Origin of the sequence: Dehalococcoides sp. THU4, assembly GCF_043231265.1 — a bacterium.
Lineage (GTDB): Bacteria > Chloroflexota > Dehalococcoidia > Dehalococcoidales > Dehalococcoidaceae > Dehalococcoides > Dehalococcoides mccartyi.
In genome coordinates this window covers 1,363,252-1,382,342 of record NZ_CP171266.1, presented here as the reverse complement: position 1 = coordinate 1,382,342, position 19,091 = coordinate 1,363,252, and the positions used below count along the sequence as shown (strand labels likewise).

The following is a 19,091-nucleotide window of genomic DNA, read 5'->3' as shown; positions in this document are numbered from 1 at the left end:
AAAACTAAAAAACTAGCTTTCCGGCGGCGGGGTCTCTGCCAGTGTCATAGTGACAGTAGCGGTTACTCCGTCCCGGAAATAGCTGACCTCTATTTTATCGCCTATCTTTTTGCCGTGGATAGCCAGTATCAGTTCTTCATCAGTCAGCACTGGCTGGTCGTTTATGGCCAGAATAACATCATTTGCCATTAGACCTGCTTTTTCGGCGGGTCCGCCTTCAGACACGCCCCGGATAAGCACCCCTCTGTCTATGCCCAGCCTGAAGTACGACTGGATTGAACTGTCTACGGTCAGTATGCCGGCCACTCCCATAAAAGGCCGGGTAATATAGCCTTTTTTGACCAGCTCTTCAATGAAGGTGCGGGCGGAGTTTATATTTATGGCGTAGCCTACCCCTTCCACCCCCACTTCCGCTATTTTGGCAGAGGTAATGCCGATAACCTCACCGGCCATATTTACCAGCGGGCCGCCGGAATTGCCTTCGTTTATGGCTACATCTGTACCTATCAAACCGTACAGGGTTACACTTTGGTCAACGGTTATCTGGGCATCCAGACGGCTTATCCAGCCGCCTTTCATGGTTATCCCCAGCCCCAGGGCATTGCCGATAGCCGCCACCGGTTCGCCTACTTCCAAAGCTGACGAATCACCTATATATACAAACGGCAGGTCTTCACCCAGTGTATCCACCTTGATTACCGCCAGGTCTGTGCGTGAATCTGTTACCACCTGGCTGGCGGTAAAGGTACGGCCGTCTGAAAGGGTGACGGTGACAGTGCTTCCGCCTTCAACTACGTGGTTGTTGGTAATAATATAGCCGCTGGGGTCTATTATGAAACCCGAACCTGAGGCTACGGCAACCGTCTGGCGGCCGAATATATCCTGGGTTATGTATTCCACATCTACCGCTACCACGGCTGGTTTTACCATGGCAACCACCATGGCATAGTTGGCCAGTTCCGGCAGATTCTGCTGGGGGGTGGGGAATGTCCAGTCTGCATCAATAGGGGTAGAAGTGCTGTCGGTATTGTCAGAGTTTATAGGCTGGGATAAGTAATCACAGCCTCCGCTGAGAACACTAACAATAAGTACTATGCCCAGAAACAGACTTAATAATTTTTGTTTCTTTTTCATAGTTTTGCTCAAGCCGGCAGCTGGGAGATAAGGTTATTGATAATGGGCAAAGCTATATACAGGCTGATAGCATAGCCGATGCCCTCCACCCCTACCTCCTGTATTTTGGCGCTGGTTATGCCGATAACTTCACCCTGATAGTTTACCAGCGGTCCGCCGGAGTTACCCGGATTTATAGCGGCATCGGTTTCTATCAGCCCGGTCAGGCTTTCGGTATCGCTGAACTGAACAGTGGTATTTAACCGGCTTATCCAGCCGCCGGTCATGGAAATACCCATACCCAGCGCATTACCTATAGCGGCCACCGGTTCTCCTACCGCCAGTTTAGATGCATCTCCCAGCTTGACTGCGGGCAGATTGGTGGCATCTATCTTTATCACCGCCAGGTCGTTGGCAGGATAAGTGCGTACCGCTACCGCATTGAAAGTTCGCCCGTCATCCAGGGTTACTGTTATGCTAGTGGCGTCCTCCACCACGTGGTTATTAGTTACGATAATCCCGTTTGAATCTATAATCCAGCCGGAGCCGGCAGCCTGTTCTACTACTGTCCGCCCGAAAATATCACGGGTGACCAGCTCTACATTTATAGCCACTACCGAAGGTTTTACCGCTTTTACGGCATTTACGAAATTAACCGGGCTGGGCACACTGCCCAGCTCATCACTGCCGTCAGGCAGATTTTGGTTATTGCTCTGGTTTTGGGTGTCATCTTCAGGGGAATTGCTGAACTCCTGAAGCAGGTCACAGCCCTGAGCCAACAGCATGGATACCACCAAGCTGATTGAAATAAACAGACCGAAGAAATTCTTGGAAAATTTTTTCATAGCCTCTTCCTGTATGGAGTTATTGGTTTTATTATAGCAGGAAATTGTGTAGAAATTATTTATAAACTAAAGGGAGGGGTTTTTTTGCCCCTCCCTTGTGAAAACAGTTTTGAGGTATTTACCTAAGCGCTTACTTTGGGCAAACCTTTCTGGGCTTCTTTAACCAGTTCGGCGGGGTATTCATAATTGCTCAGCTTGCCCCGCAGGTACAGGTCATAGGAAGCCATGTCTACGTGGCCATGGCCGCTGTGGCAGAAGAGTATAGTCTTGGCTTCGCCGGTTTCGCGGCATTTCAGGGCTTCATCAATAGTCGCCCTTATGGCATGGTTGGTTTCGGGTGCGCTTATGAAACCTTCGGTCTGGGCAAACTGTATGCCTGCCTCAAAGGTCTCTATCTGGTTGACCGCTGTGGCCTCAATCAGGTTCAGGCGGCTTAGGTGAGACAGCAAAGGAGACATACCGTGATAGCGCAGGCCGCCGGCATGTACCGGAGGTGGCATAAACTGGTGTCCCAGAGTAAACATTTTCATCATGGGGGTCATGCCGGCTTCGTCACCGAAGTCATAGGCATCCAGCCCCTTGGTCAGTGAAGGGCAGCTGGCAGGTTCAACAGCCATAATGCGGGTATCCTTGTGAGTGCCATTGAGCTTGTCTTCTACAAAGGGCAGGGCAATACCGCCGAAGTTAGAGCCGCCGCCTACGCAGCCAATAACTATATCCGGGTAACAGTCTGCCATAGCCATCTGTTTTTTGGCTTCCTGACCGATAATAGTCTGATGCAGCAGAACGTGGTTAAGTACGCTGCCCAAAGCATACTTGGTGCCGGGATGGGTTACGGCGTCTTCCACCGCTTCGCTTATAGCAATACCCAGGCTGCCGGGGCATTCTGGGTCACGTTCCAGTATTTCACGGCCTATCTTGGTATCCGGGCTGGGGCTGGGTACAACTGACGCGCCCCAGGTTTCCATCATGACCCGGCGGTAAGGCTTCATATTGTAGCTTACCTTTACCATATAGACCTTGCACTCTATATCAAAAAATTTGCAGGCCATGGCCAGCGAAGAGCCCCACTGTCCGGCGCCGGTTTCGGTGGAAATCCTTTTTATGCCGGCTTTTTTATTGTAATAGGCCTGAGCCAGAGCGGTATTGGGTTTGTGAGAACCGGCCGGGCTGACATCTTCCAGTTTGTAAAAGATTTTGGCCGGGGTCTGCAAGGCCTTTTCCAGCCTGTGGGCGCGGTACAGGGGGGTAGGCCGCCAGATTTTATATATCTCCAGCAGTTCTTCGGGGATGGGTATATGCCTTTCGGGGCTGAACTCCTGCATGATAAGGCTCATGGGGAATATGGCTTCCATATCAGCCGGAGTTACCGGCTGGCCGGTACCCGGATGCAGAACCGGGGGCAGCGGTACGGGTAAATCAGGCTGGATATTGTACCAGACCTGGGGCATATCCTTTTCTTGCAGTAGAAACTTGGTTTGAGCCATGGCTGTTCTCCTTGAGATTATTTTAGTATCCGTTTTGCCTTGGTTTAGTATTTACTTCCCTGTGCCAGTCAGCCCCAGTCCATCTAAAGCCTCCTTAGCCGTATCAGGTTTGTCCGGGCAGGGATAATAAAAAACCCTCTGCCCTGAAAGGGGCAGAAGGTTCACTTCCGCGGTACCACCCTAATTAGCCGTAACCCTAAAGCTACCGGCCATCTTTAACAGGCACTTGGGGCGAACCCTGTATGCCTTAGGATACGTTAACGCTTCCCCTGCGGCAAGGCCTACTTGGATAACTCCGTTCGGTTTGCGGCTCCCAAGTCCATTCACCCTCTGCGTCAGCACCGGCTCACACCTTGCCCGGCTCTCTCAGCCTCGCTTGAAAATTACTAGTCTTGTTCACAGCCTTTGAATATTCAGTTAGCTACATATTAATCACTGGGTGTCTGCTTGTCAAGCTGGTTTCAGTTAAACAAACAAAATGAATGATATTAAAAAATTGATACAAAATATAAAATCTGGTACACTGGCTCATCTAATGCTTCAGACAATATATTTCCGGATGGTGAGATTTGAATCTTGCTGACAGGCTTTCAGAAATAGTGGCAGCCCGGCCTGAGGCTGTCGCCTTGAAATCTGAAAATAAACAGGTTACTTATAACGAATTGGACAGTATTTCCGACTGTTACGCCTGGGCGCTTACCCGCCGGGGAGTGGTTGCGGGCGAACGGGTGGCGCTCCTGATGCCAAACTGCTTTGAATTTGTGTTTTTTTATTTCGGTATAGTCAAAATAGGGGCTGTGGCCGTACCGCTTGACCCCAAATACAAATGGCCTGAACTGAAAGCCCTGCTGGATGACTGCCAGCCTGTAGCCTTGGTTTGCCAAACCGAGGGGTTAAATATATTGCACCCGCACCGCTCTGAACTGGGTTATATCCAGCATTATATCAGTCTGGAAGATACTGTTTATCCGGATGTAGCTGTGCTTAAAGACTTTTTGGCTAACATATCGGAGTTGCCTTTTGAAATTGATGTGCCTGAAACTCAGGTAGCCCATATCGCTTATACATCGGCTGCCCAGTTACGCCCTCAAGGCGTCATGATAAGCCATGAAAATCTGGTAAAAACAGCCGCTATATCCGCCTGCGGGTTTGAACAAACAGCCGAAGATAGGGTAATACTCTTTGCCCTGCCGCTTCATCACATCATCGGGCTGGTGGTGGTAATGCTGGGTACTCTTTTTTGCGGCGGGAGTGTGATACTTCTTGCCGGTGTTTCTATAGACTGCCTGCTAAAAACTATTGAAAGGGAAAGCATTACCGTATTTCTGGGCGTTCCTTTTATTCATGCCATGCTGGTTCGCCATTTGCGTGAAAATTCTTCTGAATACAACCTGACTTCACTCAGATTATGCGGCAGTGCCGGTGCGCCCCTGCCCCCGGAACTGGTGCTGGCCTACAGGATTTTGCTGGATAGGGACCTGGTGGATTTTTACGGCCTGACTGAATCTACTTCCCATGTAACCTGCCAGCCGTTAGACCGAAGCGGTAAACCCGGTTCAGTGGGTAAAACACTTAACGGGTTTGAACTGGAGGTGGTGGACAGGGCAGGGCATTTATTACTGCCGTTTCAGGCGGGGGAGGTCATTATCCGCGGGCCGGTTATGCAGGGGATATACCGTCAGCCTGAAAGAACCAGCCAGATGCTGCGTAACGGCTGGCTTTATACCGGGGATATCGGCTATAAGGATAACGAGGGATTTGTTTACATAAAGAATTTCATTAAACCAATGCTTATTACCAAAGGCCAGAATATATATTTTTCTGACCTTGAAGATTTGCTTCTTTCATGCCCGGGGGTGAAAGAAGTACTGGCAGTGGGGATACCTGATCCTGATGGTATGCGGGGTGAAGTGGTTCGGGTGGCGGTGGTACTTCGGGACGGGTTTGAGCAAACCCCTGCCGGTATTAAGAAATACTGTCTGGATAATCTGGCGCAGTATAAAACCCCCCGGGAAATCTTTGTTTTAAAAGAACTGCCCTGTGATTTGTTGGGTTTGCCCTGCCGGGAAACTCTAAGGCAGATGCAAAAATGAGCGGAATGTATATGTTGCCAAACTCATAGCTATGTGTATAATAAGTTACATACTGTAGCTGATGAGAGGTGAAATATGGCTAACGTAGCCATAGTAACCGATACCACTGCCTGTATACCCTCCGAACTTGTCCGGAAATACCAGATAGAAGTTATCCCGATAGACGTAGTGATAGATGGCAAGGTTTATCCCGATAACGAACTAGAGCTGGGCCGCTTTTACCGGATGCTCAAAGAATCTCCCCTGACCGCTAAAACTATTGGTTCGGTGCCGGGCCCTTATATTGAAGCCTTCAGCCGTTTGGCGTCCAGAACTGACCAGATATTGTGCATTACCGAGCCGGTGCGGTTTTCGGGTATGTTCAATGCCGCCCAGCTGGCGGCCATGCAGGTACTGGAAAAGCAGAAAAACCTTTGCATAAAAGTAATTCCCTGCGAAACAGCGGCTGCCGGTTTAGGCTTGGTAGTTCTGGAAGCCGCCCGCCATGCTGAATCCGGCAAAAGCCTGAATAATCTGGTTGCCCAGGTAAATACCCTGATGCAGAGGGTATATCTGTATGCCACTTTGGATACCTTTGATTATTTGATTAGAGGCGGGCGTATTCCCAAAATAGCGGCTCTGGCAGATTCTGTACTTCAGATAAAGCCGGTTTTTACGCTGCGGAACGGGGATGCCCAGACTATAGCTCTGCCGCGGACTGCTGAAAAAGCTTTGCAGAATATACTGGACTTGATGACCGAGCATGTAAAGGGCAAAGGGAAACTCACAGCGGCGGTAATGCACGCTGATGCCCTGGAACGGGCACACAGCCTGGAACAGAGCATAAAGGAAAAATATCCTCAGGCAGAAATTTTGCTGATGGAATTTACCCCGGTGATGGGGGTGCATACCGGTCCGGGGGTAGTCGGAATAGCTTTTTACGAGGCTTGAAAACTGTCTGGGTTTTTCAGTTTTTTTGGAATATAATGTTTAGTTATTATGCTGTTTGCGTCTGAAAATGATACCGGATTATTGCTGTCCAGTTTGGGGAAGTTGCCTCCGCCGGAGAAATGCCCGTTTCTGCTTATACTTGTCGGGCTGCCGGGAACAGGTAAAAGTACCTTTGCAAAGCATTTTGTAGAACACATACCGGCTGTGGTACTGGAGAGTGACGCTTTGCGTAAAACTCTGGTAACACAACCGGTTTATACTGATACTGAGCATACCAGAGTTTTTACGGCAGTGCATACGCTTATGGCCAAACTGCTAAAGCAGAAAGTATCTCTGGTGCTGGATGCTACCAGCCTGACCGCTAAAGACCGCGAACCTTTATATAAGATTGCCTCCGGGGCGGGAGTCGGAAATTTTGTTGTAGAGATTGATTTGCCTCCGGAGATTATCAAAAAACACCTGAACGAGCGGATACGGCAGGGTACATCCCGCTCTGATGCGGACTGGGAGATTTACCTGCAGCTGAGGCCGAAGTTTGAGCCTGTTTCCGGTAAATGTTATCGTATAAAGAGTGAGTCTGACTTTCAGCCGGTGCTGGAGTATCTAATAAAAGATGTAAAAAACTATATTTCACAAGAGGAGTGCAGATAATGGAAATAAAAGTCATTCAGCAAAACCCCCGGTCAATTACGGCTGATGTTTTGGCAATGCCTGTTTTTGAAGGACAGGATTTGAGTTTTGAACTTAAAGAACTGGATGCCAAGCTGGGGGGCAGCTTGGCTGAAATGAAGGATAAAACCGAGCTCAAGGGCAAAACAGGAGAGCTTTATCTGATAAATACGCTGGGCAATCTACCTGTTCGCTATTTGGCCGTATTCGGTTTGGGAAAAGCTGATAAATTCGGGCCAGACGAACTCCGTAAGTCTGTGGGTGAGCTTGCAAGGGCTTTATCCAAAAAGGCTTTCAAGAATATTGCTATCTGGTTAGGCGAGCTTCCGCTTGCGGCAGATGTGCTGGCTGAAACAGCGGTTGGCGGTGCACTTATGGGCAGTTACCGTTTCCGCAAGTATTTTACCAGCGGCAATGAAAACGGGGTGATTGATGAAGTTAAACTGGTACTGGGGGACAATGCTGACCTGGCCAGCGCCTCACAAGGGCTTATCAGGGGGCAGATTGTAGCCGAAGCGGTCTGTTCTGCCCGTGACCTTATAAACGAACCTTCCAGCAACATGACCCCTACTGATTTGGCAGATTTTGCACAGCGTTTGGCCGAATCTACAGGCCTTGGCTGCCAGATATTTAATGAATCCCAACTGCTTGAAAAAGGCATGGGTGGCGTGCTGGGAGTGGGGCAAGGCTCATGTCAGGCACCCAAATTTATTGTCCTCAAATATACCGGGCGTGATAGTGATGAAATTGATTTGGCTTACGTGGGTAAAGCTATTACCTTTGATTCAGGCGGCATATCCCTGAAACCCTCGGATAAAATGTGGGAAATGAAGTCGGATATGTCCGGCGGGGCGGCCGTGATTACATCTATGGGGGCTATTGCTAAGCTGAAGCCGGCGGTAAATATTATGGGTATTGTGCCGGCTACTGAAAACATGCCCAGCGGCTGTGCTATCAAGCCGGGTGATGTTCTGCGGATGGCCAGCGGAAAGACGGTAGAAATCCATTCTACTGACGCTGAGGGGCGGCTGATACTGGCTGATGCCCTTGATTATGCCTGCCGGCAGGGGGCTAAACAAATAGTAGATATTGCCACCCTTACCGGTGCCTGCTCACGTGTATTCGGCAGTGCCTGCAGCGGCGGTTTTACCAATAATGATGACTTTTATGCCGGGGTTGTATCTGCTGCCAAACAGGCGGGCGAATGCATCTGGCAGCTGCCCACTTTTGAAGAGTATAGAGAAATGATAAAGAGCGATGTGGCCGATATAAAAAATGTGGGTGGTGCGGTTGCCGGTGCCAGCACGGCGGCTTTGTTTCTGGAAGAATTTGTGCAAGATACACCCTGGGTGCATTTGGATATTGCCGGCACGGCCTATCTTGATAAGGACAGCGGTTACCGGGTCAAGGGCGGTTCAGGAGCATCTGTAGCTACTCTGATACGTTTGGCAGTAAATACTGCAAAATAATTATAAATATATGGCTGAAAACCTTGACTTTTGTGCTAAAATGAATGGGTTGCAAATGAGGGTTGGTTTTTGCAAGCAATGTACTGCCCTCTCTTGCATCAGGACAGATTATCCTGGCCGGGTTTAGCCCAGGGTGAATAATATGCCTCAAGATTCTGCAATTTTGGTTTTGCCAAAGTTGTTTTTGTGGTTGGAGGCGGATTATTTGTTATTGGGCTGCTATTACATAGGCCGGGGGTTTTAATATCTGTGAAAAAGCTGCAATATGGCTAAGCTGACAGCCGATGCTTAACCGGGTAAAAACTCTGGTGGAGTATTTTTTAGCCGGGATAAAGGCATCGGTTTTATGCTTTAGTATCGGGCTGAATAGGGGTATCCGATTTGTGACTTACCAAGCCGGCAAGTCGGGGGTGTTCTTCAGGTGGGGGCATTTTGACCTGCTCCATTCACCTGCAGGATATTAGCCGCAGTTTAACCCAAGATAACCAAATATTAAGATGCCATTTTACTTATTATGATGAACCAGGAGTACATTCTTGATATACAATGCTTCCGAATATAATTTTAAAGCACCGGAAATACTTTCCCGTGCCAGAAGAGTCCTGATAAAGCCTTGTGCCCATTATCCGGTGCAGTATCCGGTGAGTACCAGCCGTGAGCTCATCTCCAAAATCATAGCCGGAATACGCAAGCTAAGCGATGCGGATATTATCATACTGGAGGGAGCACCCGGCGGTGCGCCCATGAAGAGTATTTATAAATCTCTTTCGTATGATTTTCAAAGGGTGGTCCTGCTGGACGTAAATGATTGCACCTGGGTTGAGGTGGATAACCCGCTTAACAAGCCTCTGGTTATACCTACCTTTTGGGTGCCAAATGTTATCTTATCCAGTGATTTTCTGATAAGTGTTACCCCGTTGCAGGTTATAAACGGCAAGGGCAACTTCTCAATCTCAAATCTGCTGCCGGTACTGCCTTCCAGCAAATATGGCAGCGGCAAAACAGGCTGGGACGCGCTTTATAATCAGGGTATTGAAAAGGTTTTATCTGACCTTTACTTTACGTTGCCCTTTGATATGGGCATCATAGAGGCCACCCAGAAATTTACCAGTCATGGTGACCCCACTAAGGGCGAGATTGAGCACGTGGGCAAGATATTTGCGGGTGAACCTTATGAAGTGGATACCGAAGTTTCACGTACGCTTAATATAAAAACAGATTATCTGGAGTTAATAAAAACGTCCAGCGTTGAACTGGAACGCTGGACTTAAAACCCTTGATTTTTATTTATTCGGTTTAGTATTTGATGTGGAAATCACCGTAGTTGCCGTTTGTGCTTGACCAGCTTACTTCCACTTCTTGAACCTCAGCATGGGGAGGGCCGGAGCGGAGCAGTTTTAGAAATTAAAGCAGAATATCTTTGTCTCCTTCGGCTATCACTTCCATGTCAGTGCCGCTCTCAAGGTTTTGGGCGTATCCGCAAAGCCCCAGACGTATGGCTTGTGTCCGGGTAAAATCCCTGAAGTAAACTCCCTGAACTTTCCCTTTGACAACCGCTTTCAGACAATGCACGCCTGAACCCCGTATCCCAAGTTATATATCCTTGTTTTTCTTCTTTTTGCGGACTACTTCCGGTTCTACATTCGGCTGGAAAAACTCACCCGAAACTGCCGGTTTTTTGGAATCTTTCTTCTGTTTTTTGGTCTCGCGTGATTGAAAATCTCTGCCACCCATACGTGTCCTCCTACAATGCTAAAAGTTTATCAAATGTTATCTTCGGCTGTAAAGCTGTTTTCAAACTGCTGCAAGGCTTCTTTGGCGGCGCTGGTTTCGGCTTCTTTTTTGCTGCGCCCCGAACCTTCCGCCAGTACTTTGTCTTCGGTATAGACTTCGGCTATAAACAGACGGTTATGTTCCGGCCCGCTGAAATCTATAATGCGGTAGCGGGGTGTAAGCTGAAATTGGGCTTGAACAAGCTCCTGCAGGCGTGATTTGTAATCAATGTTGGAACTCAGGGTTTGCACCCGTTCCATTTCGGTCTTAAAAAGGCGGAAGATAACTTCCCTGGTTGCATCTATGCCTTTATCCAGATATATGGCTGCCAGCACGGCTTCAAATGCACCCGCCAGATTAGCCGGCTTAAAACGCCCCTTGGAGGCATCTTCACCCCGCCCCAAATAGAGGTATTTGCCAAGATTGATGCCCAAAGCTACCCTTACCAGACTTTCCCGCCGCACCAGCAGGGAACGGAAACGGGTCAGGTCACCTTCCTGAATATCAGGAAAATCATGGTAAAGCCGGTCTGCAAATATTACACCCAGTACGGCATCACCCAGAAATTCCATTCTTTCGTTAGAGCCGCTTAAGTGGTTTGGGTTTTCGTTTACCCATGAAGTATGTATGAGTGCCTGCTCCAAAAGGGACAGATTTTCAAACTTTACTCCCAGGGATTTTTCAAGTTCAGTTAAATCTAACATTTCAGATAAGATTATGCCATTCGGCAAATACATGTCAAGCAGGAACAAATGCAGGGTTTTCTTGACTTAAAATTAAAAAGCATTTATGATAGTCCTGATATAAAAATGTATATAGGAGATAGGAAACGGAATGAGTAAACTATTAGAGAATGCCGGCGTCATAGCTTTCATCTTAGCCTTCCTGTTTTGTTGCTTTGGCATAAGTTTAGTTATTTTCTATGGCTTCCTTTATATGCCTCCTGCAATTACCCCTATTTCATAAGATAGTTTTTGCAAAACAATGCCGCACTTTTTAATATTGATGCGGCATTGTTTTGCAGCTTGGTTCACTGTATAATCCGTGTGCATGTTGGGGAATCGTCTAGCGGTAGGACAGCGGACTCTGAATCCGTATGGGAAGGTTCGAATCCTTCTTCCCCAGCCATTTCGTTCTTTACGGCGCATTCGTCTAGCGGCCCAGGACGCGTCCCTCTCAAGGACGAGATCACCGGTTCGAATCCGGTATGCGCTACCAATAGTCATTAGAAGCCCTTTTTCAAAGCTAAAAAGTTTGGAAGAGGGCTTTGTTTTTACCTGTTTGCTAACGAATTGCTAACGGATTGTTTCTGAGGATGTATTTTCTGGTGTACGATTTAACATTTCATCAAAACGGTTAGCAGCTGCTTCTTGGATGCCAGGCGCAATATGGCTATAAGTATCAATAGTCATTTGAATGCTAGAATGGCCTAATCTCTCCTGGACTACTTTCGGGTGTATACCTTGTTTTAGCATTAGCGAAGCGTGTGTATGTCTGGCATCGTGGAAGCGTATAGGGCTTAATCCGCACTTATTTGCTTGAGTAGTCCAAGCTCTGGTTATAGTGTTAGGACGAAATGGCTTTCCCTCTATATCACTAAAAATTAAACTTTCATCTGAGAATGGAAAATTAAACATTGCTCTCTCTAATTTTTGCTTTTGTTGATATTCCCTGAGAGTTATTATTGTCGATGGAGTAAGAGCTATCGTTCGACTACTTTTTGCTGACTTTGGTTGTGAGAAGATATAAGTTCCGTTTTTGAGGTGATGTAAACTGCGGTTTACATGAATTTGTCCCAAAATTAGATCTATATCTTGCCATCTTAAAGCTAATAATTCGGATCGCCTCATGCCTGTGAAAAGAGCTGTGTAAAATAAAGCATAATATGGGCTATCTTTTAAGTTTTCTAAAAAGATATTTATTTCCTCTTCATTCCAAATCTGCATTTCTGTTCTTTGTATTCTTGGTGGTTCAACTGCATCAGCTACATTACGAGCTACTAACCCCCATTTAACAGCCGTCTGCAAGGAAGAATGAATTATGGCATGATGATATCTTACAGTTCTTGCACTGAGTCCTTCTCTTAGTTTAGTTGTGTAATGTCTTTGAAGGTGTTCTGGTTTTAATTGTGTTAGGGTGAGTCTCCCGAAATCCGGTATTAGATGTTTGATAATAATGCCTGAATACCTCTCGAAGCTGCGGGGAGATAGATTAACTTTTGCGTAATCATCCAGCCACCTTATTAGGTATTCCCTGACGGTTGTTTACCTGGTTTAATAAAAGAGCCAGTATCAATTTGTGAGAGTAACTCAGAGAGTTTTTTCTCAGCATTTTTCTTAGTGCCTATTACTGTTATCCACTGTTGTTTACGTTTTCCAGTGACAGGGTCTTTATCTAGTTCGAGCACAATGGAGTAGCTATCTTTGCTTCTTTTAGTTATATGTCCTCGCATAGAGAATCTCTTTTCTGGCTATTATTTTGACTAAACTTGAGGCAAACTTTAACACTACTCAAATATTTGCTCAAGTCTTTGCAGTTTGAAATCCCTTGAGAAGGAAAACCTTATTGACAGAGGGATAAGTGTGCAAATGCCTGGAAAATGGCTAGGTGTAGCTCTCATGCCTTTATGGGTATGGCGTGAGAGCAAACGCCAGTTTAGCATTTGATGCTTATGATAAGAAAAGACCTACAAGGGAGTAAAGGTGATTTGAACTTGAGGGCTGAAACAGGTCAAAGAGCTGTTGAGGTACTCAAGGCGAAAGCGAAGCTGAGCAAACAATTGATAGCCGTTACCAGTCCCTTGCCAATTACCCTAGAAGAAAGAAAAAGACGGCGGGGTGGGGCAGGGCCCGTCGTCGCCCCCCTATACTTGATATATTACCCACAACTGCACGCAATCTTAAATAGCCAAGAGGAGGACTCAATACATGAATTGATCGATAATTTATGATTGTATAAATCACATACGGTCAGTGACTATTACAGAGGGCACTTACCGACTAGTGTAGTTTGAATATAAAAGTTAGTACCTACTAAAGAATTAATTAAATATATTGTGTACTATAAACTGGTAGAGTACACTATATCCTAATTGTATATTTAAATAACAAAGAGGATATATAAGTCATGATCGACGATACAGAAATCCAAAGTGAATGGCAGCATATAGTGCCGAAGGTTAATTCGGAGGCTGAATTTTATGAAATTTTGCATGACTTTGGTAACCCGTTAGAACTAATCAGAGAAGCAATATCAAATGCATTTGATGCTAAGGCTACTTGGGTCCGCATTAGTTTTGATGTAAAACCGGTTGAAGGAAATACCCGATTAGTAGTTGTTATTAGTGATAATGGAACAGGAATGACAGAGGAAATACTGCACAGAGATTTTTGGGGTTTAGGATATTCGCAATTTAGAGAAAAAGCTGATGCAATCGGTGAAAAGGGACATGGAACCAAAATATATTTAAGATCAGAATCTGTAATAGTCCGCACACAATGCTCAGAATATGCGCTTGAATCAAGATGTAATAAACCTATGAGCGATTTGTCAGCTAAAAGATTGCACAAACCTGAAACCAGAACTATTAGCAAGTATCAGGATTACACAGGTACTGAGATTACAATTATAGGTTACAATGATAATGAGCGTTCTAAATTTACACAAGAGTTTGTTACTGATTATATTCAATGGTTCACTAAAGCTGGCTCAATAGAACATATATTTGGGATTACTGACAATTCCAATTTTAAAGTCTATCTTAAATGTTTGGGTCGAGGAGAGTTTCAAACAATAGTATTTGGGCATCTTTTTCCACCAGAAAACCAAGACATAAATGCTTTATTCAAAGAAAAAGGTGCTGAGGCTGCGGATTGGTATGTTAAAAGATATATTTGGCAAGATCAACAGTTAGAAAAACACCCTGAAGTAACCTATGACGCAGTAATTTCAGTTGAAGGAGATTCTGTCAAACGCCAATATAATGCATTACTTGGCGAACGAATTAGATCCGGTAGTAATCGATACAGAGTTGGTGATAGATATGGTATTTGGTTATGCAAAGATTACATTCCCATCACCAGAGTAAATGATTGGATAAGTGGTTTTGGTTCAGGTTCGAATGCATTTACATATCTACATGGTTTTATTAATTGTCAATCTCTCAGGCTAACAGCCAATCGCGGAGACATCGCGAATACTGATCCAGGGATATTGGAAGAATTAAAAGAACGTTTAAAAGAACATATTGAAACTGTAGATAAAGAGTTGCGTAATAAAGGCCTGTATACATTAAGAGAATGGCAAGCTGAATCTCGTACTCTTGCACAGGAAAAAACTGAATATGAACAACGGCTTAAAGTTATTTCAAATCGTAAAGTCGCAGTATTAGAAGGGCGACAGTTATTAGAACCCAAAAATGAGTCCGAATTATTTAGTTTACTAATAATTATTCATACTATGCATCCTGAAATCTTCGAATTTGATCCTTGTGATTATAATACGAATAGAGGAATTGATATAATCGCAAAAAATCGAGATGGACATATACACGAACCACTCTATTGGTATATAGAACTTAAACATACACTTTCCTATAAAAGATTTAACCATGCCTTTAAGTACTTAAGATGGATAGTATGTTGGGATTTTTCAAAGAACCTCCTGCCAAATCAACAATTGGAAGGTATTGAAGAGAACGATAAGAGAGAATTGAAAGTAAACACTGAGAATGGCCATCATACTTATTTTTTAGATTCACAAAGCAAAGCAACAAAAGTCCAGGTAATACGAATGAAAGAATTTTTGAAAGAGCGCCTCGGTATTGAATTTAAAGCACCGCAATAATCGTTAATACTTAGTTTAAAGATATAAGACAGCAGAGAACACATATTTAATTGCCCATAACTTTGGGTTTTTGGAATGCATAGAAAGGTCGTAGGGTATTCGTAAAATCCATTATCCCCTTACCCCCTCCTTCTTTCCTAGTCCATAACAACGATAATGTCAACGCATAGCTTTGTTGGCATAAGGGGTTACTTACATACTGGGATTTTGTGTTACACAAAGTACGTGTTGGTATTGCAATAATAGAAGTATAAGTCACGCTTATTTAAGTGAAAACTGAATATGATTTTGCTAACCATTTGCTAACGGATTAAAAAACACAGGGTGGTACAAAACGTTACTTTACGAATAGAATGACAATTTGCCATTTTATTGAGAAACACCAAAATGAACGTAAAAGTACCAAATAACATGACTTTTGGCAAATCCGGTATGCGCTACCAATAGATAGTTAAAGCCCTTTCACAAAGCTGAAAAGTTTTGAAGAGGGCTTTATTTTTACCTGTTTGCTGTTATTTATTTCTCATTTCAAGCCAGGATGCCGGAATAAAAGTAACTTTCTGCCTTTTTGAGTTGCTTATTTAATAAGTGCAGCCCGAGCTTATTTTTAAACTAGGCAAAAAATAAATTTGATAAATTTTGGGGTCCACACGGGCCACGTCACACCAAAGAAATCTTTAAGGGTACACTGCGTGACCAGCATATGTATGCCAGGTTATATGACAGATGGGCAAAAATAACAAAAAATATGCCAAATATTTTAAAAAATACCCCCCTCCAAAGCTAAAAAGGGATTTGCTTTCCCCTAAACCCTATGATATACTCTCCCACGTTGAAATTGATTGCCGAATAAAAACGGCCACCTTAAAAGACAGGTTACACGGTAAACAACTCCACAAAAGCCTTCAACAGGCTGGGGTTTTTCCTTGACAGAGAGTAATGGAATGTGATACTATCTCTCTTTGTCTGGAACTAATGCACCTTAACAACTGGATAGCGGAAAGAAAAGTTTTAAAACAATACACTAGTAATTATTATTGAGCTTGGAGAGTTTGATCCTGGCTCAGGATGAACGCTAGCGGCGTGCCTTATGCATGCAAGTCGAACGGTCTTAAGCAATTAAGATAGTGGCAAACGGGTGAGTAACGCGTAAGTAACCTACCTCTAAGTGGGGGATAGCTTCGGGAAACTGAAGGTAATACCGCATGTGATGGGCTGACATAAGTCGGTTCATTAAAGCCGCAAGGTGCTTGGTGAGGGGCTTGCGTCCGATTAGCTAGTTGGTGGGGTAATGGCCTACCAAGGCTTCGATCGGTAGCTGGTCTGAGAGGATGATCAGCCACACTGGGACTGAGACACGGCCCAGACTCCTACGGGAGGCAGCAGCAAGGAATCTTGGGCAATGGGCGAAAGCCTGACCCAGCAACGCCGCGTGAGGGATGAAGGCTTTCGGGTTGTAAACCTCTTTTCACAGGGAAGAATAATGACGGTACCTGTGGAATAAGCTTCGGCTAACTACGTGCCAGCAGCCGCGGTAATACGTAGGAAGCAAGCGTTATCCGGATTTATTGGGCGTAAAGTGAGCGTAGGTGGTCTTTCAAGTTGGATGTGAAATTTCCCGGCTTAACCGGGACGTGTCATTCAATACTGTTGGACTAGAGTACAGCAGGAGAAAACGGAATTCCCGGTGTAGTGGTAAAATGCGTAGATATCGGGAGGAACACCAGAGGCGAAGGCGGTTTTCTAGGTTGTCACTGACACTGAGGCTCGAAAGCGTGGGGAGCGAACAGAATTAGATACTCTGGTAGTCCACGCCTTAAACTATGGACACTAGGTATAGGGAGTATCGACCCTCTCTGTGCCGAAGCTAACGCTTTAAGTGTCCCGCCTGGGGAGTACGGTCGCAAGGCTAAAACTCAAAGGAATTGACGGGGGCCCGCACAAGCAGCGGAGCGTGTGGTTTAATTCGATGCTACACGAAGAACCTTACCAAGATTTGACATGCATGAAGTAGTGAACCGAAAGGGAAACGACCTGTTAAGTCAGGAGTTTGCACAGGTGCTGCATGGCTGTCGTCAGCTCGTGCCGTGAGGTGTTTGGTTAAGTCCTGCAACGAGCGCAACCCTTGTTGCTAGTTAAATTTTCTAGCGAGACTGCCCCGCGAAACGGGGAGGAAGGTGGGGATGACGTCAAGTCAGCATGGCCTTTATATCTTGGGCTACACACACGCTACAATGGACAGAACAATAGGTTGCAACAGTGTGAACTGGAGCTAATCCCCAAAGCTGTCCTCAGTTCGGATTGCAGGCTGAAACCCGCCTGCATGAAGTTGGAGTTGCTAGTAACCGCATATCAGCAAGGTGCGGTGAATACGTTCTCGGGCCTTGTACACACCGCCCGTCACGTCATGAAAGCCGGTAACACTTGAAGTCGATGTGCCAACCGCAAGGAGGCAGTCGCCGAGGGTGGGACTGGTAATTGGGACGAAGTCGTAACAAGGTAGCCGTAGCGGAAGCTGCGGCTGGATCACCTCCTTTCTAAGGATAATTGGCCTCGTGCCTATTAACCTAGGTCGATATCCGACTTAAAACGGATACTTCTCTTTTCTTTCCGCTATCCAGGGGTTAAGGTGTTAGTGTTATAAGGGGATAGAAATTACTTTCTCCTGATTGCCAACCTGTATCTATCCCGCTTTGAAACTCATGTAGGTTTTGTTAGGCATTTTGGGCTGAAGGACTTGCGCTAAGCGTCCTGTTTGCTATATTATATTGACGTTTTTCGGGTAGTATTTCGAAGATACCCAATCTGTCTGTTGTTATCAATCGGGCCATTAGCTCAGCTGGTTAGAGCGCAGTCCTGATAAGACTGAGGTCCTTGGTTCGAGACCAAGATGGCCCACCATAAAGCTAAAACTTAGCATAATCAAACGAACAAGATTACCTGCTGATAAACCGGTTTTTCGCAAGAGAACCGGTTTTTTTATAAAGAAGCAGGAAGATAATGTCTATTATCCCATTTTATGTGAATACCCTGTGCTGCAAATTGGTATAGTTTAGTATTTACCGGGTTATTGAGCGGGCAAAAAATCTTTGTGAAATGAAAATATTTACTTTAAAAAGACTGATTGCCAGAGGTAATATAACAGTATGATAAGTAATGAAGGTTCAGAAAAAGTATTATCTCCGGAAGAACAGGCTAAATTACTTGGCCTGCTTAAAGGGCGTTTTGAGCAAAATATACACCGCCACGAAGGCATTGTTTGGGCTAAGGTGCAAGAAAAGCTTAAGGCAGATAACCTTAAATTGTGGTCATTGGGTGAGATGGAAAGAACCGGCGGTGAGCCGGATGTTATTGATTATGATAAAAGTACAGGTGAATATTTGTTCTATGATTGTTCGCCCCAAAGCCCGGAAGGACGCCGAAAAGTGTGTTACGACAGTGCGGCGGCAGCTAAGCGGCCGGCACCGGGCGGGAATGCTGTTGATATGGCAACTGAGATGGGGATTGAACTTTTAACCGAGGAACAGTACCGCACATTGCAAAAATCCGGCAGTTTTGATACCAAGACTGAAAGCTGGTTAAAAACTCCGGCGGATATCCGGAAACTGGGCGGGGCTATTTTTGCTGATTGCCGTTACGGCCATGTGTTTGTGTTTCATAACGGCGCAATCTCATGGTATGCCTCCAGAGGATTCAGGGGGTTGCTTAGGGTTTAGGTGTTATCCGTTTGGCCGGAAAGGAAGATATAATTTTCATGGACAGCGGAAATGTTACAAGGTAAAGTAATACTGTGAAGATGGAGTATAGTGTGGCGGCGGGTATAAACGCCTTTGGGGTTACCTTAAATCATCAGATCCTATATTCCTG

The 19,091-nt window shown here is 45.4% G+C and carries 14 protein-coding genes, 3 tRNA genes, 1 rRNA gene, 2 pseudogenes and 1 other annotated feature; of the genes and pseudogenes, 11 read left to right on the top strand and 9 right to left on the bottom strand.

Features of this window, described 5'->3' with window-relative positions; translation table 11 throughout:
• Positions 1-12: 12 nt before the first annotated feature.
• The 3 genes from ACE6F3_RS07420 to ACE6F3_RS07410 form a co-directional block, all read right to left on the bottom strand.
• The gene (locus tag ACE6F3_RS07420; protein WP_279115524.1) at positions 13-1,134 is read right to left on the bottom strand and encodes a S1C family serine protease; all 1,122 of its coding nucleotides are present in this window, start codon (positions 1,132-1,134) and stop codon (positions 13-15) included.
• Between the two features lie 8 nt (positions 1,135-1,142).
• Positions 1,143-1,958 (bottom strand): S1C family serine protease, encoded by an 816-nt coding sequence (locus tag ACE6F3_RS07415; protein WP_041342424.1) that lies wholly within the window; start codon positions 1,956-1,958, stop codon positions 1,143-1,145.
• 122 nt (positions 1,959-2,080) lie between these two features.
• The gene (locus ACE6F3_RS07410) at positions 2,081-3,445 is read right to left on the bottom strand and encodes a TrpB-like pyridoxal phosphate-dependent enzyme (RefSeq protein WP_010936730.1); all 1,365 of its coding nucleotides are present in this window, start codon (positions 3,443-3,445) and stop codon (positions 2,081-2,083) included.
• 145 nt (positions 3,446-3,590) lie between these two features.
• Positions 3,591-3,854: a binding site (T-box leader), on the bottom strand.
• Between the two features lie 160 nt (positions 3,855-4,014).
• Between ACE6F3_RS07410 and ACE6F3_RS07405 the strand changes: the two genes are divergently transcribed.
• From ACE6F3_RS07405 to ACE6F3_RS07385, 5 genes are all read left to right on the top strand, one after another.
• Entirely contained in the window at positions 4,015-5,538 is a 1,524-nt protein-coding gene (locus tag ACE6F3_RS07405) for a class I adenylate-forming enzyme family protein (RefSeq protein ID WP_279115526.1), read from the top strand.
• A 75-nt stretch (positions 5,539-5,613) separates the two neighbouring features.
• Complete coding sequence (locus ACE6F3_RS07400) at positions 5,614-6,468, top strand: DegV family protein (protein WP_279115527.1); 855 nt, start codon at positions 5,614-5,616, stop codon at positions 6,466-6,468.
• Positions 6,469-6,516: 48 nt separating this feature from the next.
• Entirely contained in the window at positions 6,517-7,119 is a 603-nt protein-coding gene (locus tag ACE6F3_RS07395) for an ATP-binding protein (RefSeq protein WP_279115528.1), read from the top strand.
• Positions 7,119-8,606, top strand: a complete 1,488-nt coding sequence (locus ACE6F3_RS07390; RefSeq protein ID WP_279115530.1) for a leucyl aminopeptidase — start codon at positions 7,119-7,121, stop codon at positions 8,604-8,606. Before ACE6F3_RS07395 ends, ACE6F3_RS07390 begins: the two co-directional genes overlap by 1 nt.
• 536 nt (positions 8,607-9,142) lie before the next feature.
• Positions 9,143-9,877, top strand: coding sequence for a DUF362 domain-containing protein (locus ACE6F3_RS07385; protein WP_010936723.1), 735 nt, complete (start codon positions 9,143-9,145; stop codon positions 9,875-9,877).
• 25 nt (positions 9,878-9,902) lie between these two features.
• On the opposite strand, the pseudogene ACE6F3_RS07380 reads toward ACE6F3_RS07385, so the two are convergent.
• The 3 genes and pseudogenes from ACE6F3_RS07380 to rnc form a co-directional block, all read right to left on the bottom strand.
• A pseudogene (locus tag ACE6F3_RS07380) lies at positions 9,903-10,178 on the bottom strand (acylphosphatase).
• A gap of 21 nt (positions 10,179-10,199) precedes the next feature.
• On the bottom strand, positions 10,200-10,340 hold the full coding sequence (locus tag ACE6F3_RS07375) for a hypothetical protein (RefSeq protein WP_010936721.1): 141 nt from the start codon (positions 10,338-10,340) through the stop codon (positions 10,200-10,202).
• Positions 10,341-10,369: 29 nt separating this feature from the next.
• Positions 10,370-11,083 carry a ribonuclease III gene (gene rnc / locus ACE6F3_RS07370; protein WP_171973442.1) on the bottom strand — a complete coding sequence of 238 codons (714 nt, stop codon included), beginning with the start codon at positions 11,081-11,083 and terminating at the stop codon, positions 10,370-10,372.
• Between the two features lie 350 nt (positions 11,084-11,433).
• On the opposite strand from rnc, the gene ACE6F3_RS07365 reads away from it, so the two are divergent.
• Positions 11,434-11,507: transfer RNA gene (locus ACE6F3_RS07365), tRNA-Gln, on the top strand.
• 13 nt (positions 11,508-11,520) lie between these two features.
• Positions 11,521-11,597, top strand: a tRNA-Glu gene (locus ACE6F3_RS07360).
• A gap of 77 nt (positions 11,598-11,674) precedes the next feature.
• On the opposite strand, the gene ACE6F3_RS07355 is transcribed toward ACE6F3_RS07360, so the two are convergent.
• The 3 genes and pseudogenes from ACE6F3_RS07355 to ACE6F3_RS07345 all read right to left on the bottom strand — a co-directional run bounded on the left by ACE6F3_RS07355 (position 11,675) and on the right by ACE6F3_RS07345 (position 12,831).
• Positions 11,675-12,406 carry a site-specific integrase gene (locus tag ACE6F3_RS07355; RefSeq protein ID WP_279115532.1) on the bottom strand — a complete coding sequence of 244 codons (732 nt, stop codon included), beginning with the start codon at positions 12,404-12,406 and terminating at the stop codon, positions 11,675-11,677.
• A 129-nt stretch (positions 12,407-12,535) separates the two neighbouring features.
• A pseudogene (locus tag ACE6F3_RS07350) lies at positions 12,536-12,613 on the bottom strand (hypothetical protein); the annotation flags it as partial.
• Between the two features lie 8 nt (positions 12,614-12,621).
• Positions 12,622-12,831 (bottom strand): Arm DNA-binding domain-containing protein, encoded by a 210-nt coding sequence (locus tag ACE6F3_RS07345; protein WP_279115533.1) that lies wholly within the window; start codon positions 12,829-12,831, stop codon positions 12,622-12,624.
• A gap of 674 nt (positions 12,832-13,505) precedes the next feature.
• Between ACE6F3_RS07345 and ACE6F3_RS07340 the strand changes: the two genes are divergently transcribed.
• The 4 genes from ACE6F3_RS07340 (at position 13,506) to ACE6F3_RS07325 (ending at position 18,940) form a co-directional block, all read left to right on the top strand.
• Entirely contained in the window at positions 13,506-15,224 is a 1,719-nt protein-coding gene (locus tag ACE6F3_RS07340) for an ATP-binding protein (protein WP_279115535.1), read from the top strand.
• Between the two features lie 1,040 nt (positions 15,225-16,264).
• A 16S ribosomal RNA gene (locus ACE6F3_RS07335) occupies positions 16,265-17,761 on the top strand.
• A 287-nt stretch (positions 17,762-18,048) separates the two neighbouring features.
• A tRNA-Ile gene (locus ACE6F3_RS07330) sits at positions 18,049-18,125 on the top strand.
• A 245-nt stretch (positions 18,126-18,370) separates the two neighbouring features.
• Complete coding sequence (locus tag ACE6F3_RS07325; protein WP_279115536.1) at positions 18,371-18,940, top strand: DUF4256 domain-containing protein; 570 nt, start codon at positions 18,371-18,373, stop codon at positions 18,938-18,940.
• Positions 18,941-19,091: the final 151 nt, after the last annotated feature.

What these genes read in the sequence shown, in the direction of transcription:
- ACE6F3_RS07410 (WP_010936730.1), bottom strand. Translation starts at nt 3,445, where the DNA reads ATGGCTCAAACCAAGTTTCTACTGCAAGAAAAGGATATGCCCCAGGTC.
- ACE6F3_RS07415 (WP_041342424.1), bottom strand. Translation starts at nt 1,958, where the DNA reads ATGAAAAAATTTTCCAAGAATTTCTTCGGTCTGTTTATTTCAATCAGC.
- ACE6F3_RS07420 (WP_279115524.1), bottom strand. Translation starts at nt 1,134, where the DNA reads ATGAAAAAGAAACAAAAATTATTAAGTCTGTTTCTGGGCATAGTACTT.
- ACE6F3_RS07395 (WP_279115528.1), top strand. Translation starts at nt 6,517, where the DNA reads ATGCTGTTTGCGTCTGAAAATGATACCGGATTATTGCTGTCCAGTTTG.
- ACE6F3_RS07375 (WP_010936721.1), bottom strand. Translation starts at nt 10,340, where the DNA reads ATGGGTGGCAGAGATTTTCAATCACGCGAGACCAAAAAACAGAAGAAA.
- ACE6F3_RS07400 (WP_279115527.1), top strand. Translation starts at nt 5,614, where the DNA reads ATGGCTAACGTAGCCATAGTAACCGATACCACTGCCTGTATACCCTCC.
- ACE6F3_RS07345 (WP_279115533.1), bottom strand. Translation starts at nt 12,831, where the DNA reads ATGCGAGGACATATAACTAAAAGAAGCAAAGATAGCTACTCCATTGTG.
- ACE6F3_RS07325 (WP_279115536.1), top strand. Translation starts at nt 18,371, where the DNA reads ATGATAAGTAATGAAGGTTCAGAAAAAGTATTATCTCCGGAAGAACAG.
- ACE6F3_RS07390 (WP_279115530.1), top strand. Translation starts at nt 7,119, where the DNA reads ATGGAAATAAAAGTCATTCAGCAAAACCCCCGGTCAATTACGGCTGAT.
- rnc (WP_171973442.1), bottom strand. Translation starts at nt 11,083, where the DNA reads ATGTTAGATTTAACTGAACTTGAAAAATCCCTGGGAGTAAAGTTTGAA.
- ACE6F3_RS07340 (WP_279115535.1), top strand. Translation starts at nt 13,506, where the DNA reads ATGATCGACGATACAGAAATCCAAAGTGAATGGCAGCATATAGTGCCG.